At 65.0% G+C, this 17479-nt stretch carries 17 protein-coding genes; 13 read left to right on the forward strand and 4 right to left on the reverse strand.

The features are described 5' to 3' along the window. The first annotated feature begins 1 nt into the window (after window position 1). The 13 genes from ACE10Z_RS09010 (at window position 2) to ACE10Z_RS09070 (ending at window position 13602) form a co-directional block, all read left to right on the forward strand. Window positions 2-2098, forward strand: a complete 2097-nt coding sequence (locus ACE10Z_RS09010) for a 3-hydroxyacyl-CoA dehydrogenase NAD-binding domain-containing protein (protein ID WP_375787612.1) — start codon at window positions 2-4, stop codon at window positions 2096-2098. An 89-nt stretch (window positions 2099-2187) separates the two neighbouring features. Further along, on the forward strand, window positions 2188-2541 hold the full coding sequence (locus ACE10Z_RS09015) for an acyl-CoA thioesterase (RefSeq protein WP_097673013.1): 354 nt from the start codon (window positions 2188-2190) through the stop codon (window positions 2539-2541). Window positions 2542-2707: 166 nt separating this feature from the next. Beyond that, the gene (locus tag ACE10Z_RS09020; RefSeq protein WP_375787613.1) at window positions 2708-2902 is read left to right on the forward strand and encodes a hypothetical protein; all 195 of its coding nucleotides are present in this window, start codon (window positions 2708-2710) and stop codon (window positions 2900-2902) included. A gap of 81 nt (window positions 2903-2983) precedes the next feature. Continuing rightward, entirely contained in the window at window positions 2984-3658 is a 675-nt protein-coding gene (locus tag ACE10Z_RS09025) for an HAD family hydrolase (protein ID WP_375787614.1), read from the forward strand. Between the two features lie 127 nt (window positions 3659-3785). Then, window positions 3786-4616: a DeoR/GlpR family DNA-binding transcription regulator gene (locus ACE10Z_RS09030; RefSeq protein ID WP_163161530.1), complete on the forward strand. Its 831-nt coding sequence runs from the start codon at window positions 3786-3788 to the stop codon at window positions 4614-4616. Between the two features lie 434 nt (window positions 4617-5050). After that, a complete protein-coding gene (glpD, locus tag ACE10Z_RS09035; protein WP_375787615.1) occupies window positions 5051-6595 on the forward strand; it encodes a glycerol-3-phosphate dehydrogenase in 1545 nt (514 codons plus the stop codon). Beyond that, window positions 6592-7731: an ABC transporter ATP-binding protein gene (locus ACE10Z_RS09040; protein ID WP_375787616.1), complete on the forward strand. Its 1140-nt coding sequence runs from the start codon at window positions 6592-6594 to the stop codon at window positions 7729-7731. The genes glpD and ACE10Z_RS09040 overlap by 4 nt, the downstream gene beginning before the upstream one ends. Window positions 7732-7743: 12 nt before the next feature. After that, a complete protein-coding gene (locus ACE10Z_RS09045; RefSeq protein ID WP_375787617.1) occupies window positions 7744-8829 on the forward strand; it encodes an ABC transporter ATP-binding protein in 1086 nt (361 codons plus the stop codon). Beyond that, entirely contained in the window at window positions 8829-9731 is a 903-nt protein-coding gene (locus tag ACE10Z_RS09050; RefSeq protein WP_375787618.1) for a carbohydrate ABC transporter permease, read from the forward strand. Before ACE10Z_RS09045 ends, ACE10Z_RS09050 begins: the two co-directional genes overlap by 1 nt. Next, the gene (locus tag ACE10Z_RS09055) at window positions 9731-10537 is read left to right on the forward strand and encodes a carbohydrate ABC transporter permease (protein ID WP_021075985.1); all 807 of its coding nucleotides are present in this window, start codon (window positions 9731-9733) and stop codon (window positions 10535-10537) included. The genes ACE10Z_RS09050 and ACE10Z_RS09055 overlap by 1 nt, the downstream gene beginning before the upstream one ends. Before the next feature lie 9 nt (window positions 10538-10546). Further along, window positions 10547-10873 carry a DUF2160 domain-containing protein gene (locus ACE10Z_RS09060; RefSeq protein WP_375787619.1) on the forward strand — a complete coding sequence of 109 codons (327 nt, stop codon included), beginning with the start codon at window positions 10547-10549 and terminating at the stop codon, window positions 10871-10873. A 108-nt stretch (window positions 10874-10981) separates the two neighbouring features. Further along, complete coding sequence (locus ACE10Z_RS09065) at window positions 10982-12724, forward strand: ABC transporter substrate-binding protein (RefSeq protein WP_375789786.1); 1743 nt, start codon at window positions 10982-10984, stop codon at window positions 12722-12724. Between the two features lie 167 nt (window positions 12725-12891). After that, complete coding sequence (locus tag ACE10Z_RS09070) at window positions 12892-13602, forward strand: hypothetical protein (protein ID WP_375787620.1); 711 nt, start codon at window positions 12892-12894, stop codon at window positions 13600-13602. Here the strand turns inward: ACE10Z_RS09070 and ACE10Z_RS09075 are convergent. The 4 genes from ACE10Z_RS09075 to ACE10Z_RS09090 all read right to left on the reverse strand — a co-directional run bounded on the left by ACE10Z_RS09075 (window position 13591) and on the right by ACE10Z_RS09090 (window position 17387). Then, complete coding sequence (locus ACE10Z_RS09075) at window positions 13591-14403, reverse strand: tetratricopeptide repeat protein (RefSeq protein ID WP_375787621.1); 813 nt, start codon at window positions 14401-14403, stop codon at window positions 13591-13593. The two genes, ACE10Z_RS09070 and ACE10Z_RS09075, sit on opposite strands and share 12 nt — an antisense overlap. 314 nt (window positions 14404-14717) lie before the next feature. After that, complete coding sequence (locus ACE10Z_RS09080; protein WP_375787622.1) at window positions 14718-15821, reverse strand: alkene reductase; 1104 nt, start codon at window positions 15819-15821, stop codon at window positions 14718-14720. An 88-nt stretch (window positions 15822-15909) separates the two neighbouring features. Beyond that, window positions 15910-16764, reverse strand: a complete 855-nt coding sequence (locus ACE10Z_RS09085; protein WP_375787623.1) for an SDR family NAD(P)-dependent oxidoreductase — start codon at window positions 16762-16764, stop codon at window positions 15910-15912. A 119-nt stretch (window positions 16765-16883) separates the two neighbouring features. After that, window positions 16884-17387: a DUF1993 family protein gene (locus ACE10Z_RS09090; RefSeq protein WP_375787624.1), complete on the reverse strand. Its 504-nt coding sequence runs from the start codon at window positions 17385-17387 to the stop codon at window positions 16884-16886. Window positions 17388-17479: the final 92 nt, after the last annotated feature.

A 17479-nucleotide genomic window follows, 5' to 3' on the forward strand; every position in this document is an offset into this window, starting at 1 on the left:
CATGGATTCACGGATCATGGACCTTCTCGCTGACCGGGTGCTCGAGCTCGGGCCGAAGCCGGCCGCCGACAGCCCCTACAGGAATTTCAAGCTGACGCGTGATGAGGACGGCATTGCCTGGCTGCTGTTCGACCGCGCCGGCACCAGCGCCAACACGCTGTCCGCCGATCTGCTCGAAGAGCTCGATGCGATCGTGTCCGCGCTGGAGAACCAGCGGCCGGCCGGCCTCGTGGTGCGTTCGGCGAAAAAGAGCGGCTTCATCGCCGGCGCCGACGTCAATGAATTTCGCGGCGCCAGCGACCCGCGCGCGGTCGAGACCGAGATCGGCCGCGCACATGCGGCGATCGACCGGCTGGAGGCGTTGCGCGTGCCGTCGGTTGCCGTAATCCACGGTTTCTGCCTCGGCGGCGGCCTCGAGGTCGCGCTGGCCTGCCAGATGCGGATCGCGACCGACGATGCCAGGTTCGGCTTCCCCGAGGTGATGCTCGGCTTGCATCCCGGTCTCGGCGGCACGGTGCGCTTCACCGAGCTGGTCAACCCGATGCAGGCGATGACCTTGATGCTGACCGGCAAGACGATCGACGCGCGCCGCGCGAAGTCGCTCGGCTTGGTCGACGCCGTCACCCAGGAGCGCCATGTCCGCAACGCGGTAAAGGACGCGGTGTTCGGCCGGCTGAAACGCGCCAAGCCCGGCGTGCTCAACTCGATCCTCAATCTTGGTCCGGTCAGGGGCCTCCTTGCCTCGCGGATGCGCAGCGAGGCGGAGAAGGCCGCGCCGCACAAGCATTATCCGGCGCCCTATGCGCTGATCGAGCTCTGGGAGAAGCACGCCGGCAACCGCTCGGCGATGCTGAATGCCGAGAAGGCCTCGTTCGCCAATCTGATGGTGACGCCGACGGCGCAGAATCTGATCCGCGTGTTCTTCCTGCGCGAGCAGATGAAGAAGGCGGCAGGCCCCGGCAACAAGGTGCAGCACGTCCATGTCATCGGCGCCGGCGCGATGGGCGGCGACATCGCGGCCTGGTGCGCCAACCAGGACATGCGCGTCACGCTCGCCGACATGAAGGCCGAGCCGATCGCGGGCGCCATGAAGCGCGCCGCGGAGCTGTTCGGCAAGATCATGCGCAAGAAGATCGACCAGCGCGACGCGCTCGACCGGCTGATCCCCGACATGGACGGCGAAGGCGTCCGCAACGCCGATCTGATCATCGAGGCGGTCCCGGAAAAGCTCGAGCTCAAGCAGAAGGTCTATGCCGGCCTCGAGCCGAAGATGAAGCAGGGCGCGATCCTCGCCACAAATACGTCGAGCATCCCCTTGCAGGATCTGCGCACCACGCTGGCACGGCCGGAGCGGCTGCTCGGCCTGCATTTCTTCAACCCGGTGTCGCGGCTGCAGCTCGTCGAGGTCGTCAGCCATGACAGCACCGATGCTGCGATGCTCAAGGAGGCGCTCGCCTTCGTCGGCGCCATCGATCGTCTGCCGCTGCCGGTGAAGAGCTCGCCGGGCTTCCTCGTCAACCGCGCGCTGACGCCCTACATGCTGGAAGCGATGATGATGCTCGACGAGAAGACCGACCAGCGGCTGATCGACGCGGCCGCCGTCGAGTTCGGCATGCCGATGGGGCCGATCGAGCTCGCCGACCAGGTCGGCCTCGATATCTGCCTCGATGTCGGCGACATGCTGCGCTCGAAGTTCGGTGACAGCTTGCCGCCGACGCCGGCCTGGCTGCGCGAGAAAGTCGCCAAGGGCGAGCTCGGCCGTAAGACCGGCAAGGGCTTCTACATCTGGAAGGACGGCAAGGCGGAGAAGGCGCCGCTGCCGGAGACCGGTCCGAAAGTGAGCGACGAGATGATCGACCGCCTGGTGCTGCCGATCTCCAATGTCTGCATCGCCGCCTTGCGCGAAGGCATCGTCGACGATCCCGATATGGTCGACGGCGCGATGATCTTCGGCACCGGCTATGCCCCGTTCCGCGGCGGCCCGCTCAACTACGCGCGCAGCCGCGGCGTCGACAATGTGGTGTCGACCATGCAAACGCTGATGCGCAAGTTCGGCGGGCGATTTGCGCCGGATACCGGCTGGGAGGGCTTCAAGTGACCGACACCCAAACGCCCAATACTCACGTTCACGCGCCGCCGATCAGCGGCAACGAGCCGCAGGGCGATCTCTGCATCCGCACGCTGGCGATGCCGGCCGACACCAATGCCAATGGCGACATCTTCGGTGGCTGGCTGCTCAGCCAGATGGACGTCGGCGGCGGCGTGTTCGCCTCCAAGCTCGCGAAGTCCCGCACCGTGACGGTCGCGATCGAGGCGATGAACTTCCGCAAGGCGGTCTATGTCGGCGATCTCGTCTCGGTGCACGCCAACCTCGTGCGCGTCGGCCGCACCTCGATCACGGTGCATCTCGAAGCCTGGGTGCTGCGCCGCCGCGAGCAGCAGTCGATCCTCGTCACCGACGGCAATTTCACCTATGTCTCGATCGACGAGCAGGGCCATCCGCAACCGATCCAGCGCGATGGCGCGACGATTTCGACCTGACGCGTTTCGCGCGAAAAGCGCCGGTGATTCGGCGCAAGAGAAAACGCGTCGAAACTGAGACCGCAGCGCGGCTTGATCGCAAAAGCTGCGCTTCGCGGCGCAAATAAATCGAGGAACAAACGGGCAGTGACACCGTTGTCGGGCCGGAATCAAACCGAGGCCGACTATGTCTGACTGTTACGTCATCGAAGTGAGTTCACAGACCGCGGGTATCGTGGTGCGCGATAGCGGTGGTTACGCGTTTTTTGCCGCCTCGCACCGCTTCCATGCCCTCGAAGGCCAGGTTTTTCGCAATGCACGCGAGGCCGAGCGCGCGGCGCGACGGCTCGTTACTGGGCAAGATCTGCAGCTGGCCTCCTGATATGGAGCCAGGCGGCGCGTCATTTGCGCGCGCCGCGAGAGTCTGTATTGATGCATCCGAACTCACGGAAATGTTTTTCGGATGTCGCAGACACAAGGCAAAGCGCTGCTGTTCGATATCGACGGCACGCTTGCCGACACCGATCCGCTGCATCTGGCGGCGTTCAACCAGGTGCTCGGCCCCCATGGACACTCCTTCGATCACGCGCGCTTCGGCAAGGAGCTGCAAGGCTTCTCCAACGCGTCGATCGGCGAGCGTTTCCTCGCGCACGAGCCGGCTGACCAGCGCGCCGGCATCCTCGGCGAGAAGGAGCGGATCTTCCGCGAATTGGTCTCCGGCCAGATCGCGCCGGTGCCGGGATTGATGGCGCTGCTCGACCGGGCCGATCGCGCCCGCGTGCCGATGGTGGCGGTGACCAATGCGCCGCGCCCGAACGCCGAACTGCTGCTCTCGGGGATGGGTATCGCGCACCGTTTCAAGGCGCTCGTGATCGGCGATGAATTGGCGCACGGCAAGCCGCATCCATTGCCGTATCTCGAGGGGCTGCGCCTTGCAGGCGCGCAGGCTTCGGCTTCGCTCGCATTCGAGGATTCGCGCTCCGGCATTCAGTCCGCGACCGCGGCGGGCATCGCGACGATCGGGATGCGAACCGGGCTCGGTCACGCCGATCTGCTCGCGGCCGGCGCGGTCGCCAGCGCGCGGGCGTTTGACGATCCGGATTTGACCCGCCTGGTCGCGTCGGCGATGGGGTGGTGAGAAAGGTGCCGGAGCGTGCCGCCTCCGCAATGCTGCAGCGCGGTTCTTAACCCCGGCAATGCTTGCTCGTTGACCTCCATGCCGATCGGTCGCACCATAGGCGACTCGCCGTTTCAAGGGGGCCGCCGTGGCCGGACTCTCCCATCGCCAGACTGAAATCCTCAACATCGCACGCGCATTCGGCCGGGTCATGGTCGAGGACCTTGCCAAGCGATTCGAGGTGTCGGCGCAGACCATCCGCAAGGACCTCAACGATCTCTGCGACGAGCGGTCGCTGACCCGGATCCATGGCGGCGCGATCATCGCCTCGGGTGTCGAGAACCTCGCCTATGAAGCGCGCCGCTTCGTCGCCGCCGAGGAGAAGAAGGCGATCGGCGCCGCCGCGGCCGCGCGGATTCCGAACGGCTGCTCGCTGTTCATCAATATCGGCACCACCACGGAGGAGGTCGCGAGCGCGCTGACCTCGCATGAGGACCTCTTGGTCATCACCAACAACCTCAACGTCGCGATGCTGCTGTACCGCCATCCGCGCATCGAGGTGGTGGTCGCCGGCGGCACGGTGCGCCGCGCCGACGGTGCGGTGGTCGGCTCCACCGCGACGCAGCTGATCGGCCAGTTCAAGGTCGACTACGCGATCATCGGCGCGTCCGCGATCGACGAGGAGGGCGCGCTGCTCGACTTCGACTATCGCGAGGTGCAGGTCGCGCAGGCAATCATCGCCAACGCGCGCAACGTGATGCTGGTGTCGGATGCGACCAAGCTCCGCCGCAGCGCGCCGGTGCGCATTGCGCATATGAGCCAGATCCAGACCTTCGTCACCGATTCGCCCTTGCCCGCGGGTCTCGCCAACATCTGCCACAGCCGCGGCATCGAGGTGGTCGTCGCGATGGACAAGCCGGCAGTCGATATCGATGACAACGGCGCCGACGCCGCACCCGCGACGCTGCGCAGCGCGTAGTTCGCGTTCTCTCGCTGTCGACCGGGCGATCCAGTATTCCAGAGATGTTCGCGCTTGAGTCGCGACGCCGCGGCGTACTGGATGCCCCGCTTGAAGAGGGGCATGACAGCTGAACGCGACGAAGCCGCACGCACAGCTCTCTCCCCGTCACCCTGAGGTGCGAGCGGAGCGAGCCTCGAAGGGTCGACGGCCCCGCTGGTGGCCGTCGACCCTTCGAGACGCGCTACGCGCTCCTCAGGGTGACGGGTTCAGCAGGAGCGTTCGGCGTGATGGCGATAAATTCGCGAACCCGCTGCCCCCGCCACGATCAATCCGCCCAAAAAATCCCCAGCTAAAGTTCCCCATTTTCACTTTGCTTTCGTTTTCGGTTGTGATCTACTCCAATCCGAAAGTAAAACCGTCAAAGCGAAAACGGTTGCCGGGGGAAGCGTTCTTTGGACCGAATTTACGACCTCGCCATCATTGGAGGCGGCGTTAATGGCTGCGGCATCGCGCGCGATGCGGCGGGCCGGGGCAATTCTGTTTTCCTCTGTGAAATGAATGATTTGGCCAGTGGAACGTCGTCCTGGTCGACCAAGCTCGTGCATGGCGGTCTGCGCTATCTCGAGTATTACGAGTTTCGACTGGTGCGCGAGGCGCTGATCGAGCGCGAGATCCTTTGGCAGATCGCGCCGCATATCATTCGTCCGCTGCGTTTCGTTTTGCCGCACCATTCGGGCCTGCGCCCGGCCTGGCTGCTGCGGCTCGGCCTCTTCCTCTACGACCACATCGGCGGCCGGCACCTGCTGCCGGCGACGCGCTCGGTCGATCTGACACGCGACGTCGTCGGCAAGCCGCTGATCCCCGGGCGCTACACCAAGGGCTTTGAATATTCCGACTGCTTCGTCGACGACGCGCGGCTGGTTGCGCTGACTGCGCGCGATGCCGCCGATCGCGGCGCCGAGATACGCACCCGCACCCGCGCGGTCGAGATCAGGCAGATCGACGGCGTCTGGCACGTCACGGTCGAAGACGGCGCCACCGGCGCGCGCGACACCATCAAGGCGCGCGTGCTGGTCAACGCCGGCGGTCCCTGGGTCGAGCAGGTGCTGGCGACCGGCGTCGGCGTCAACGCGCGGGCCAAGGTGCGGCTGGTGCAGGGCTCGCATATCGTGGTGCCGAAACTCTACGACCACGACCGCGCCTACATCTTCCAGAATGCCGACGGCCGCATCATCTTCGTCATTCCCTACCAGAACGATTTCTCGCTGATCGGCACCACCGATCGCGACTATGACGGCGATCCGGCCAAGGTGAAGGCGACGCGAGAGGAGATCGAATATCTCTGCGCCTCCGCCAGCGAATACCTCGCCAAGCCGGTGAAGCCCGAGGACGTGGTCTGGAATTACTCCGGCGTGCGTCCGCTCTATGACGACGGTGCGAGCGAAGCCAAGGCCGCGACCCGCGACTACGTGTTCGAGCTCGATACGCCCGGCGGTGCGCCGCTACTGTCGATCTATGGCGGCAAGATCACCACCTATCGCCGCCTCTCCGAAGAGGCGCTGGAGCGGCTGTCGCCTTATCTTCGTGGCGCGAAGGCGCAGGAGGGCTGGACCGGCAAGGCGCCGCTGCCCGGCGGCGACATGGATGTCTCCGCGGTCGCGGCGCTGAGCGCCGAACTGGTTCGCAACCATCCGTTCCTCGCGCAGTCCCACGCCAACCGTCTCGCGCACGCCTATGGCACGCGCGCCAGCAAGGTCTTGGGCAATGCAGCAACGGCTGATGATCTCGGCCGCTCCTTCGGCGCCACCTTGACGGAGAGTGAAGTCCGGTACCTGATGGCAAACGAATGGGCGCGGACTGCGGAAGATGTCGTCTGGCGACGATCCAAGCTAGGCTTGCGGATGACGGCGGGTGAAATCGCCGCGCTCGACGAGTGGATGGCCGCCAACCGCGTGTCCGGTGAACGTCCCCTCCGCGAAGCGGGAGGACGGGCATGAGCGTTACACTGCAGAATGTCACGCGAACCGTGGATGGCATCCAGACCATCCGCGATGTTTCGCTGACATTGGAGCGTGGCACGCTCAGCGTGCTGCTCGGGCCGACGCTATCGGGCAAGACCTCGATCATGCGGCTGCTCGCCGGCCTCGACAAGCCGACCACCGGCCGCGTGCTGGTCGACGGCAAGGACGTCACTGGCGCCGACGTGCGGCAGCGCTCGGTGGCGATGGTCTATCAGCAGTTCATCAACTATCCCTCGCTGACGGTCTACGAGAACATCGCCTCGCCGCTGCGGGTGCAGGGCAAGCCGAAGGCCGAGATCGAGCAGCGGGTGGCCGAGGCGGCCAGCCTGTTGCGGCTCGAGCCCTACCTGAAGCGCACGCCGCTGCAGCTCTCCGGCGGCCAGCAGCAGCGCACCGCGATTGCGCGCGCGCTGGTCAAGGGCGCCGACCTCGTGCTGCTCGACGAGCCGCTCGCCAACCTCGATTACAAGCTGCGCGAGGAGCTGCGTGCCGAACTGCCGCGGATCTTCGAGGCCTCGGGCGCGATCTTCGTCTATGCCACCACCGAACCGTCGGAAGCGCTGCTGCTCGGCGGCGACACGGTGTGCATGTGGCAAGGCCAGGCGCTGCAGACCGGCGCGACGCCGAAGGTCTACCGCCATCCCGACACGCTGCGCGTCGCGCAGGTGTTCTCCGATCCGCCGCTCAACATCATCGGGATCGAGAAGAAGGGCGACCGGGTGATCTATGCCGGCGGCGAGCAGGCGCCCGCGGCTGGGCTGTATGCCAACCTGCCTGATGGCGCCTACCGGATCGGCTTCCGTGCGCACCAGCTCGAGGTCGGCAGCGTCGCGCCGGGCCGTCACAAATTCTCCGCCACCGTGACGGTGACCGAGATCACCGGTTCGGAGAGCTTCGTGCACGTTCATGTCCATGGTTCGAACTGGGTCGCAGTGCTGCACGGCGTGCACGGATATGAACCCGGGCAGGTGCTCGAAGCCGCGCTCGATCCCGACAACATCTTTGTGTTCGACGCCGCTGACCGCCTGGTCGCGTCGCCCGCGACCGCGTTTGCAAGCGAATTGTATGGCAGTTCGCTTGCGGGACGCGCGTCAGCCGGCAAGAGCAATTGAGGGAGATGCCCGATGGCTCGCATTGACCTCGTCGATCTCGCGCAATCCTACAGCGGCAACGACGCGCCGCTGGAATCCTTTGCGCTGAAGCCGGTGACCATGACCTGGCGGCAGGGCGGCGCCTATGCGCTGCTCGGACCCTCCGGCTGCGGCAAGACCACGCTGCTGAACCTGATTTCCGGGATCGTGACGCCGTCGCGCGGCAAGATCCTGTTCGACGGCCAGGACATCACGCCGCTGTCGACGCAGAAGCGCAACATCGCGCAGGTGTTCCAGTTTCCCGTGATCTACGACACCATGACGGTCGGCCAGAACCTGGCCTTCCCGCTGAAGAACCGCGGCGTCGTCAAGGCCGAGGTCGATGCACGGGTCAGGCAGATCGCCGATTTGCTCGACCTCACGCCGTACCTCAACCGCAAGGCGACGCGGCTCACCGCCGACGCCAAGCAGAAGATCTCGCTCGGCCGCGGCCTGGTGCGCTCCGACGTCGCCGCCGTGCTGTTCGACGAGCCGCTGACGGTGATCGATCCCGAGCTGAAATGGCAGCTGCGCTCCAAACTGAAGGCGCTGCATCGCGAGCTCGATCTCACGATGATCTACGTCACCCACGACCAGACCGAGGCGCTGACCTTTGCCGATACCGTCGTCGTCATGCATGACGGCCGCGTGGTGCAGAGCGGCACGCCGGCCGAATTGTTCGACAAGCCGGCGCACACCTTCGTCGGCTATTTCATCGGCTCGCCCGGCATGAACATCGTGCCCGCCGAAGTCTCAGGCCACGAGGCACGGATCGACGGCCATGTCATCGGCCTGCATCGAAACTATGGTGTGCTGCCGGCCGGCAAGAAAATCGAGATCGGCGTGCGGCCCGAATTCGTCGATGTCGCGGCACCGGCGTCCGGGCTGCTGTCGGCCACCATCGAGCGGATCGACGATCTTGGCCGCGTCCAGTTCGCCCGCGTCCGCGTCGGCAACACCAAGCTTGCGGCGCGCGTGCCGCCGGGCTTCTCGATCTCCGGCGATACCGCCGGCCTGATCTTCAATCCCGCCTATGTCCACGTCTATGCCGACAGCCATTTGGTCGAAGGGGTCGCCTGATGGACAAGACCATCAACCAAAAAGCCTGGTTCCTGGTGCTGCCGGTGTTCCTGGTGGTCGCGTTCTCGGCGGTGCTGCCGCTGATGACGGTGGTGAACTATTCGATGCAGGACACCTTCGGCAACAACCAGTTCTTCTGGAACGGCGTCGGCTGGTTCAAGGAGCTGCTCGATCCCTCGACCGATCTCGGCGGCCGTTTCCTGGCCTCGCTCGGCCGCAACCTGTTCTTCTCCGCCGTGATCCTTGCGATCGAGGTGCCGCTCGGCATCGTCGTCGCGCTGTCGATGCCGCGCGAGGGCTGGAGCGTCGCGGCCTGCCTCGTCATCCTCGCACTGCCGCTGCTGATTCCGTGGAACGTGGTCGGGACCATCTGGCAGATCTTCGGCCGGCCGGATATTGGCCTGCTCGGCTATGTGCTGAACCATCTCGGCTTCAACTACAACTACGTCTCCAATGAGGTCGATGCCTGGGTCACTGTCATCGTGATGGACGTCTGGCACTGGACCAGCCTCGTCGCGCTGCTCTGCTACGCCGGCCTGAAGTCGATCCCCGACGCCTATTACCAGGCGGCACAGATCGACGGCGCCTCGCGCTGGGCGGTGTTCAAGGCGATCCAGCTGCCGAAGATGAACCGCGTGCTGCTGATCGCGGTGCTGCTGCGCTTCATGGATAGCTTCATGATCTACACCGAGCCGTTCGTGGTCACCGGCGGCGGTCCCGGCAACTCGACGACCTTCGTCTCGATCGAGCTCGTCAAGATCGCGCTCGGCCAGTTCGACCTCGGCAAGGCCGCGGCGCTGTCGCTGGTCTACAATTTGATCATCCTGATCGTGTGCTGGGTGTTCTACACCGTGATGACCAATGCCGGCTCCGAGCGCCCGGTCAAGAAGGGAGCGGCGTGATGCATTCGATCCCCGGCCGCCGCCTGATCATGGCGCTGTTCCTGATCTTCCTGCTGTTGCCGATCTACTGGCTCGTCAACATGAGCTTCAAGACCAACGCCGAGATCGTCTCGACGATGACGCTGTGGCCGCATACGCCGACGCTGCAGCACTACCGGCGCATCTTCACCGACGAGAGCTGGTACTCGGGCTACATCAATTCGCTGGAATATGTCGTCATCAACACCGTGATCTCGATCGCGGTGGCGCTGCCGGCGGCCTATGCGTTCTCGCGCTACCGCTTCCTCGGCGACAAGCATTTGTTCTTCTGGCTGCTGTCGAACCGCATGGCGCCGGCGGCGGTCTACGCGCTGCCGTTCTTCAACCTGTACTCGGCGATCGGCCTGTTCGATACGCCGTGGGCGGTCGCGCTCGCGCACTGCATCTTCAACGTGCCGCTGGCGGTGTGGATCCTCGAAGGCTTCGTCTCCGGCGTGCCGCGCGAGATCGACGAGACCGCCTTCCTCGACGGCTATTCGTTCCCGCGCTTCTTCATCAAGATCCTGGTGCCGCTGATCGCGAGCGGCATCGGCGTCGCCGCATTCTTCTGCTTCATGTTCTCATGGGTCGAACTGCTGCTGGCGCGCACGTTGACCTCGGTGCAGGCCAAGCCGATCGCAGCGATCATGACGCGCACGGTGTCGGCTGCCGGCATGGACTGGGGCCTGCTTGCCGCGGCCGGCGTGCTCACCATCATCCCCGGAGCACTCGTGATCTGGTTCGTCCGTAATTACATCGCGCGCGGCTTCGCGCTCGGCCGGGTCTAGGAGGCGCTCATGGACAGCATCGCATGGATGGCATGGACCTTGCCCACCGCGGTCTTCTTCGTGCTGCTTGCCTCTACGCTCGGGATGATGACCTGGCTCGCGATCGCCTATCCCGAGGCGGAGCGGGTCGGCGTGCTGCGCATTCCGACCACGCGCGGCGACCGTCTGTTCGTCTCGCTGGTGCTGGCGGCGGTGATCCATTTGCTGTGGATCGGTCTCGTCGGCACCGATCCGATTTTCACCCTGCCGATCGGGGAGGGCGTCGAGATTTCGAGCCTGTGGCTCGGAACGGTAATTTCGCTTCTTTCAGCCGTGGTGATTTTTCGCACCGTCTGAAGAACGCGAAAAAGAGCAGATCCGGGGTCTACCCGGGCCTGATTTAGTCGCTGCAACCGGAGGAATCTAATGCGACATTTACGAATGACTAAAGATAAGCTTTTGACGATGACCAGCGCGGTCGCGCTCGTCGCAGCATCGGTCACTCTTGTCGCGCCGGCCCGCGCCGACGAGGCGGCCGCCAAGAAGTGGATCGACAGCGAATTCCAGCCGTCGACCCTCTCCAAGGACGACCAGATGAAGGAGATGCAGTGGTTCATCAAGGCCGCTGCCCCCTTCAAGGGCATGGAGATCAACGTCGTCTCCGAGACCCTGACGGTGCACGAATATGAATCCCGCACGCTCGCCAAGGCGTTCGAGGAGATCACCGGCATCAAGGTCAAGCACGACATCATCCAGGAAGGTGACGTCGTCGAGAAGATCCAGACCCAGATGCAGTCCGGCAAGAACGTCTACGACGGCTGGATCAACGACTCCGACTTCATCGGCACCCACTTCCGCTACGGCCAGGCCGTCGACCTGACGGAGTGGATGAAGGGCGAAGCCAAGGACGTCACCGATCCGATGCTCGACATCGACGACTTCATCGGCAAGTCGTTCACCACTGCACCGAACGGTCACCTCTATCAGCTGCCCGACCAGCAGTTCGCGAACCTCTACTGGTTCCGCTACGACTGGTTCACCAACCCGGAATACAAGGCCAAGTTCAAGGCCAAGTACGGCTACGATCTCGGCGTGCCGGTGAACTGGTCGGCCTATGAGGATATCGCCGAATTCTTCACCAACGACGTCAAGGAGATCAACGGCGTCAAGGTCTATGGCCATATGGACTATGGCAAGAAGGACCCCTCGCTCGGCTGGCGTTTCACCGACGCCTGGCTGTCGATGGCCGGCAACGGCGACAAGGGCCTCCCGAACGGCCTGCCGGTCGACGAATGGGGCATCCGTATGGAAGGCTGCCGTCCGGTCGGCTCGTCGGTCGAGCGTGGCGGCGACGTCAACGGCCCGGCATCGGTCTACTCGATCGTCAAGTATCTCGACTGGATGAAGAAGTATGCTCCGCCGCAAGCGCAGGGCATGACCTTCTCCGAGTCGGGCCCGGTGCCTTCGCAGGGCAACATCGCCCAGCAGATCTTCTGGTACACCGCCTTCACCGCCGACATGGTGAAGCCGGGGATTGCAGTGATGAACGCGGACGGTACGCCGAAGTGGCGTATGGCTCCGTCGCCGCACGGCTCGTACTGGAAGGACGGCATGAAGCTCGGCTACCAGGACGTGGGTTCGGCCACGCTGCTGAAGTCGACCCCGGTTGACCGCCGCAAGGCGGCCTGGCTCTATCTGCAGTTCATCGTCTCCAAGACGACGAGCCTGAAGAAGAGCCAGGTCGGTCTCACCTTCATCCGTGAATCCGACATCTGGGACAAGTCGTTCACCGAGCGTGCGCCGAAGCTCGGCGGCCTGATCGAGTTCTACCGCTCGCCCGCGCGCGTGCAGTGGACCCCGACCGGCAACAACGTGCCTGACTATCCGAAGCTCGCTCAGCTCTGGTGGCAGAACATCGGCGATGCGTCGTCCGGTGCGAAGACGCCGCAAGCTGCGATGGACGCGCTCGCCGCGGCCCAGGATTCGGTGATGGAGCGTCTTGAGAAGTCCGGTGTGCAGGGTGCCTGCGGACCGAAGCTGAACAAGAAGGAAACCGCCGAGTACTGGTACAAGAAGGCCGAGAAGGACGGCACCATCGCTCCGCAGCGCAAGCTCGCGAACGAGAAGCCGAAGGGCGAAACGATCGACTACGACACGCTGATCAAGTCGTGGCCGGCGAGCCCGCCCAAGCGCGCCGAAGCGAAGTAAGAAGGCGTACCAGCCCACGCCATCCGCAAACTGCAAAAGGCCGGGAGCAATCCCGGCCTTTTTTGCTGAGCGACGGCTGTGGAGACCGGTTCAGGATTGTGCTCAAATGCAATGATGAGGTCATCGTGCGTCTTCTTGCCATCGCATCATGATCGGGGAGTTTCGCCATGCGCATGACTTTTCGTTGCGATCCGCGGCTCGCCGATCATCTACCCCGGCCGGTCCCGGCCCGCAGCGCGTTGCCCGATTGGCTGCGCGCGATGCCGGCGAAGGCGCATTCCGACATCCACGACCGCGAGATCCGCACGGTTAAGCAATGCCCGCCCTTCGTCGATGCGATGGCCCATGGGGTCATGATCCCGCTGCCTTGCGATGTCAGGGTCGAGCGCGGCGCCTTCGCCTGGGACTGGGACATTCCGGAGCCGGCGACGCAGGGCCATCCGCGTGCGCCGCTCAGTTTCCATCCCGTCGCGCAATTCGCCGGCGCGCCGTTCGCGAACGGACAGGCTGTGCTGAAATTCAACGGCTTCTGGACCATCGAGCTCGAGCCGGGCTGGTCGCTGTTCGCGACGCATCCGGTCAATCGCGACGACCTGCCGTTCCGGCTGATCTCGGGGCTGGTCGACGCCGACCGGTTTCACGACGGCGGCATCAATTTCCCGGCGGTCTGGACCCAGCCGGATTTCGTCGGCGTGCTGCCGAAAGGGACCCCGGTCGTGCAATGTTTCGCGGTGCCGCGCGAGGCCCCCGAACTGGTGTTCGAAGCCTTCGACGATGCGCACCGCGCAGCCTATTCCAAGGTCGTCGGCGAGGTGTTGGCCGCGCCCAATGTCTATCGCAAGCATTTCCGCGCCAAGCGCGGCCGGCTAGTTACCTAAGGCTGCACGCAGCGCGCGCTCATCGAGCCACAGCCGGCCGTGCGGGGCCGAGGTCAGCGCCATCGCGATCGATCCGAACAGGTGCGGACGCAAGGCATAGGCGCGCGCGAAGGCCTGCATCGCGGCGTCGGGCGCGCCGCTCTCCTGCAGCGTGATCCCCAGATTGAGTGCCGCTTCGGCGTAATCCGGCTTGAGCTCGAGCGCCTTGCGATAGGCGCGTGTGGCGCCGTCGTGATCGCGCAAATCTTGCTTTGCGACGCCGAAATCGAACCACACCGAGGCCGGCGCCGTGCTCGCAACAGCGCGCTCGAGCAGGCTTACCGCACCTGTGAGGTCACCAGCCTCCCAGGCCAGCCGGCCAAGTCTTGCATTGGCTTCCTGATGCTCCGGGATGGCCTTGAGGATCGCCTCCCAGGCCTCGCGGGCCTGCGCCTTGCGGCCGGCCAGCTCAAGCGTACGTGCCTTCTCGACGAAGGCCTCGCGTTGCGGCTTGAGCGCTATGGCGCGGTCGAGATGCGTCAGTGCCGCATCGAATTCGCCGCCGGCGCGGGCGAGGCGGGCCGCGAGCAGCCGCGCCGCGGCATTGTCCGGGCGCCGCGCCAGGCTGGTCTCGACATGCCTGCGGGCCGGTGCGATCTCGCCTTTGGCGAACAGCACGGCGGCGAGCAGATGGCTCAGCATCGGCTCGCCGGGCTGGCGCGCAAGGCCGCGCCCGCAGAGCTCGATCGCCTCGCCATGCCGGCCGCTATTGAAGGCGACGGTGGCACGTCGAACGATATCCTCGGCGTTGTCCTTGTTCATTCCCGCATGCGATCGTGTTCAGGCTTGCTCGATGCGGTCCATGCTATGCGGCGCCGGCGATCATGACCAGCGCTTACCGCGCCGCGGAGTGGTCGGCCGCCGCGCGCATTTGCATGGGCATAGGAATCCGGAGCACGGGACGCAACGCATAAAGGCCGGGAGCGGTCCCGGCCTTTTCTGTTTTCTCCGTTGTCATCGCCCGGCTGAACATCAAGCCGGGCGATCCAGTACGCCGCGGCGTCTCGATCAATCGCTGGCGTCTCTGGAATACTGGATGCCCCGCCTTCGCGGGGCATGACCGGCTTTGGCGTACGTCACTCCGCCGCTTCGGTCGCCTTCAGCGTCGGATAATCGGTGTAGCCCTTGGCACCACCGCCGTAGAAGGTCGCCTTGTCCCAGTCGTTGAGCGGGGCGCCGGCCTTCAGCCGCTCGACCAGATCGGGGTTGGAGATGAACGGCTTGCCGAACGCGATCAGGTCGGCGGCACCGGCCTCCAGCACCTTCTCCGCCAGCGCGAAGTCGTAGCCGTTGTTGGCGACATAGGCCTGCTTGAAGCGTTTGCGCAGCGAGGCGTAGTCGAACGGCGCAACGTCGCGCGGGCCGCCGGTCGCGCCCTCGATGACGTGGATATAGGTGAGCTTCAGCGCATTGAGCTGGTCGACGATGTAGTCGAACAGCGGTTGCGGATTGGAGTCGGAGACGTCGTTGGCCGGCGTCACCGGCGAGATGCGGATACCGGTGCGGTCGGCGCCGGCCTCCTTGGCGACCGCCTTGGAGACTTCCAGCATCAGCTGGGCGCGATTCTCGATTCCGCCGCCATAGGCATCGGTGCGCTTGTTGGAGCTGTCCCTGGCGAACTGGTCGAGCAAATAGCCGTTGGCGCCATGGATCTCGACGCCGTCGAAGCCGGCCGCCAGCGCATTCGCGGTGCCGCGCTTGAAATCCTCGATGATCCCGGGGATCTCCGACAGCTCAAGCGCGCGCGGCTCGGACACGTCGGCGAAGGTGCCGTTCACGAAGGTCTTGGTCTTGGCGCGGATCGCGCTCGGCGCCACCGGCGCGCCGCCGTTCGGCTGCAGCGAGGTATGCGAGATGCGGCCGACATGCCAGAGCTGGATGAAGATGTGGCCGCCGCGCTCATGCACGCGATCGGTGACCTTGCGCCAGGCCGCGACCTGTTCCTTCGAATAGATGCCGGGCGTGTCCTGATAGCCCTGGCCCTGTTGCGAGACCTGGCTCGCCTCGGTGACCAGGAGGCCGGCGGAGGCGCGCTGGCCGTAATAGTCCACCGCGAGCGGGCTTGGCACCATGCCGGGAGGCACCGCGCGGTTGCGCGTCAGCGGCGCCATCACGAAGCGGTTCGGCAGGGTCAGTGGGCCAAGCTTGTAGGGCTCGAGAAGTTTGGTCGATTGGCTCATGTGAAACGGTTCCAGACAATGATGGATGAGGAGAGAGTTGTGCATTGCCGCGACGAGCGCAATGGCCGGGATATGCGCAGTTTGCAGGCTAGCCGCGCACGATTCCGCCCATGTGGCCGGCATCAAGGAACAAAGTGTGCGCATTCACATAGGAGGATTCATTCGAAATCAGGAACAGCGCAGTATAGGCGACCTCCCAGCCGGTGCCCTGGCGGCCGAAAGGCACTGTCACGGCGCGGTCCGATCGCCTGCGGCTGGCATCGCGGCCCATCGGCGTGTCCATGAAGCCGGGCGCGATCACATTGCAGCGAATGCCCTTGTCCTCGCCGGCCCGCGCGATCGCCCGCCCCAGCGCGATCTGCGCTGCCTTGGAGGATTCATAGGCCGGGTTGCGGCCGCCGGCGCGCTGGCTCGCCATCGAGGAGATCAGGATGATCGCGCCGCCCGGCGCCATCACCTCGAGCGCCTTCTGCGCGAACAGCATGTGGCTGCGCACATTGACGGCGTAGTCGCGGTCCCAGGCTTCCGCCGTCATCTTGGGCAGCGACAGGCCGCAGGAAATGCCGACATTCAGCGCCAGTCCGTCGAGCCCGCCGAGCTTTTGCGCGCAGCGTTCGACCGCGGGCGCGATCGCTGCGACGTCGGAGACATCGACCACGTCGGTGAAGGCCTTGCCGCCTTCGCCCGTGATCTGCGCGACGGTGTCGTCGGCGGCTTCCTTGTTGACGTCGAGGCACGCGACCGAGGCGCCCTCGCGCGCGAACAGCACGCTCATGGCGCGGCCGTTGCCGATCGGCGGCACTTCATCCACGGTTGTGCGCTGTCCCGCACCGACCACGATGATGCGCCGACCGGCGAGGCGGCCGTGATTTTTCGCGAGCCCGAGCGATTCCGCATGCAGTGAGGCGGACGGATCGATGGCTTTCGGTGCGTGCGTCGACATGGCGTGCTCCCTGACGTCTTGTTGTTGTCAGGGAGCAGTAGCACGGCCGGGCACGTGACGCGACTTGTCGCGCCGAAGCCTTGGCGAAGGCGAAAAATCCCGCGGCGGGGAATATCGCGTCAGCTCACGCCGAGGAAATCGCGCTTGCCGATCTCGACGCCGTTGTGACGCAGGATGCCGTGCGCGGTGACGGCGTGGAAGTAGAAGTTCGGGAACGAAAAGGCGCTGACGAATTGCCGGCCCTTCAAGGTCATGGTGCGGCCGGCACCGACCGGGAAGGTGACGTCCTTGGCGTCTGCGCCGTCGAACTGCTCCGGCTTGAACGACTGCACATAGTCGATCGTCTTCGCCAGGCGCTGCTTCAATTCCGCAAAGCTGGTCTCGGTGTCGGGCGTCGACGGCACCTCGCTATGGGTCAGTCGTGCGCAGCCCCTTGCGGCATGATCGCAGACCAGCTGCACCTGCTTGGTCAGCGGCAGCATGTCGGGATAGAGCCGCGATCCCAGCAGCACCTCGGGCGCGATCTTCTTCGCTTCGCAATGCGCCTCGGCCTTGGTCAGTTCGCCGGTGAGGCTGTTGAGGATTTGCAAGTACGCGGGGACGACGGCGTCATGAAAGGACATGGGGATGCTCCCTGTTAAGATGAAATCCGGATGTTACCGAACGGCGATGCTGCAAGTGGGGCCGCGACGGGAAGAAAACAACCGCGGGCGGC

The sequence above is a fragment of the Bradyrhizobium sp. Pha-3 genome (assembly GCF_042258615.1).
Taxonomy (GTDB): Bacteria; Pseudomonadota; Alphaproteobacteria; order Rhizobiales; family Xanthobacteraceae; genus Bradyrhizobium.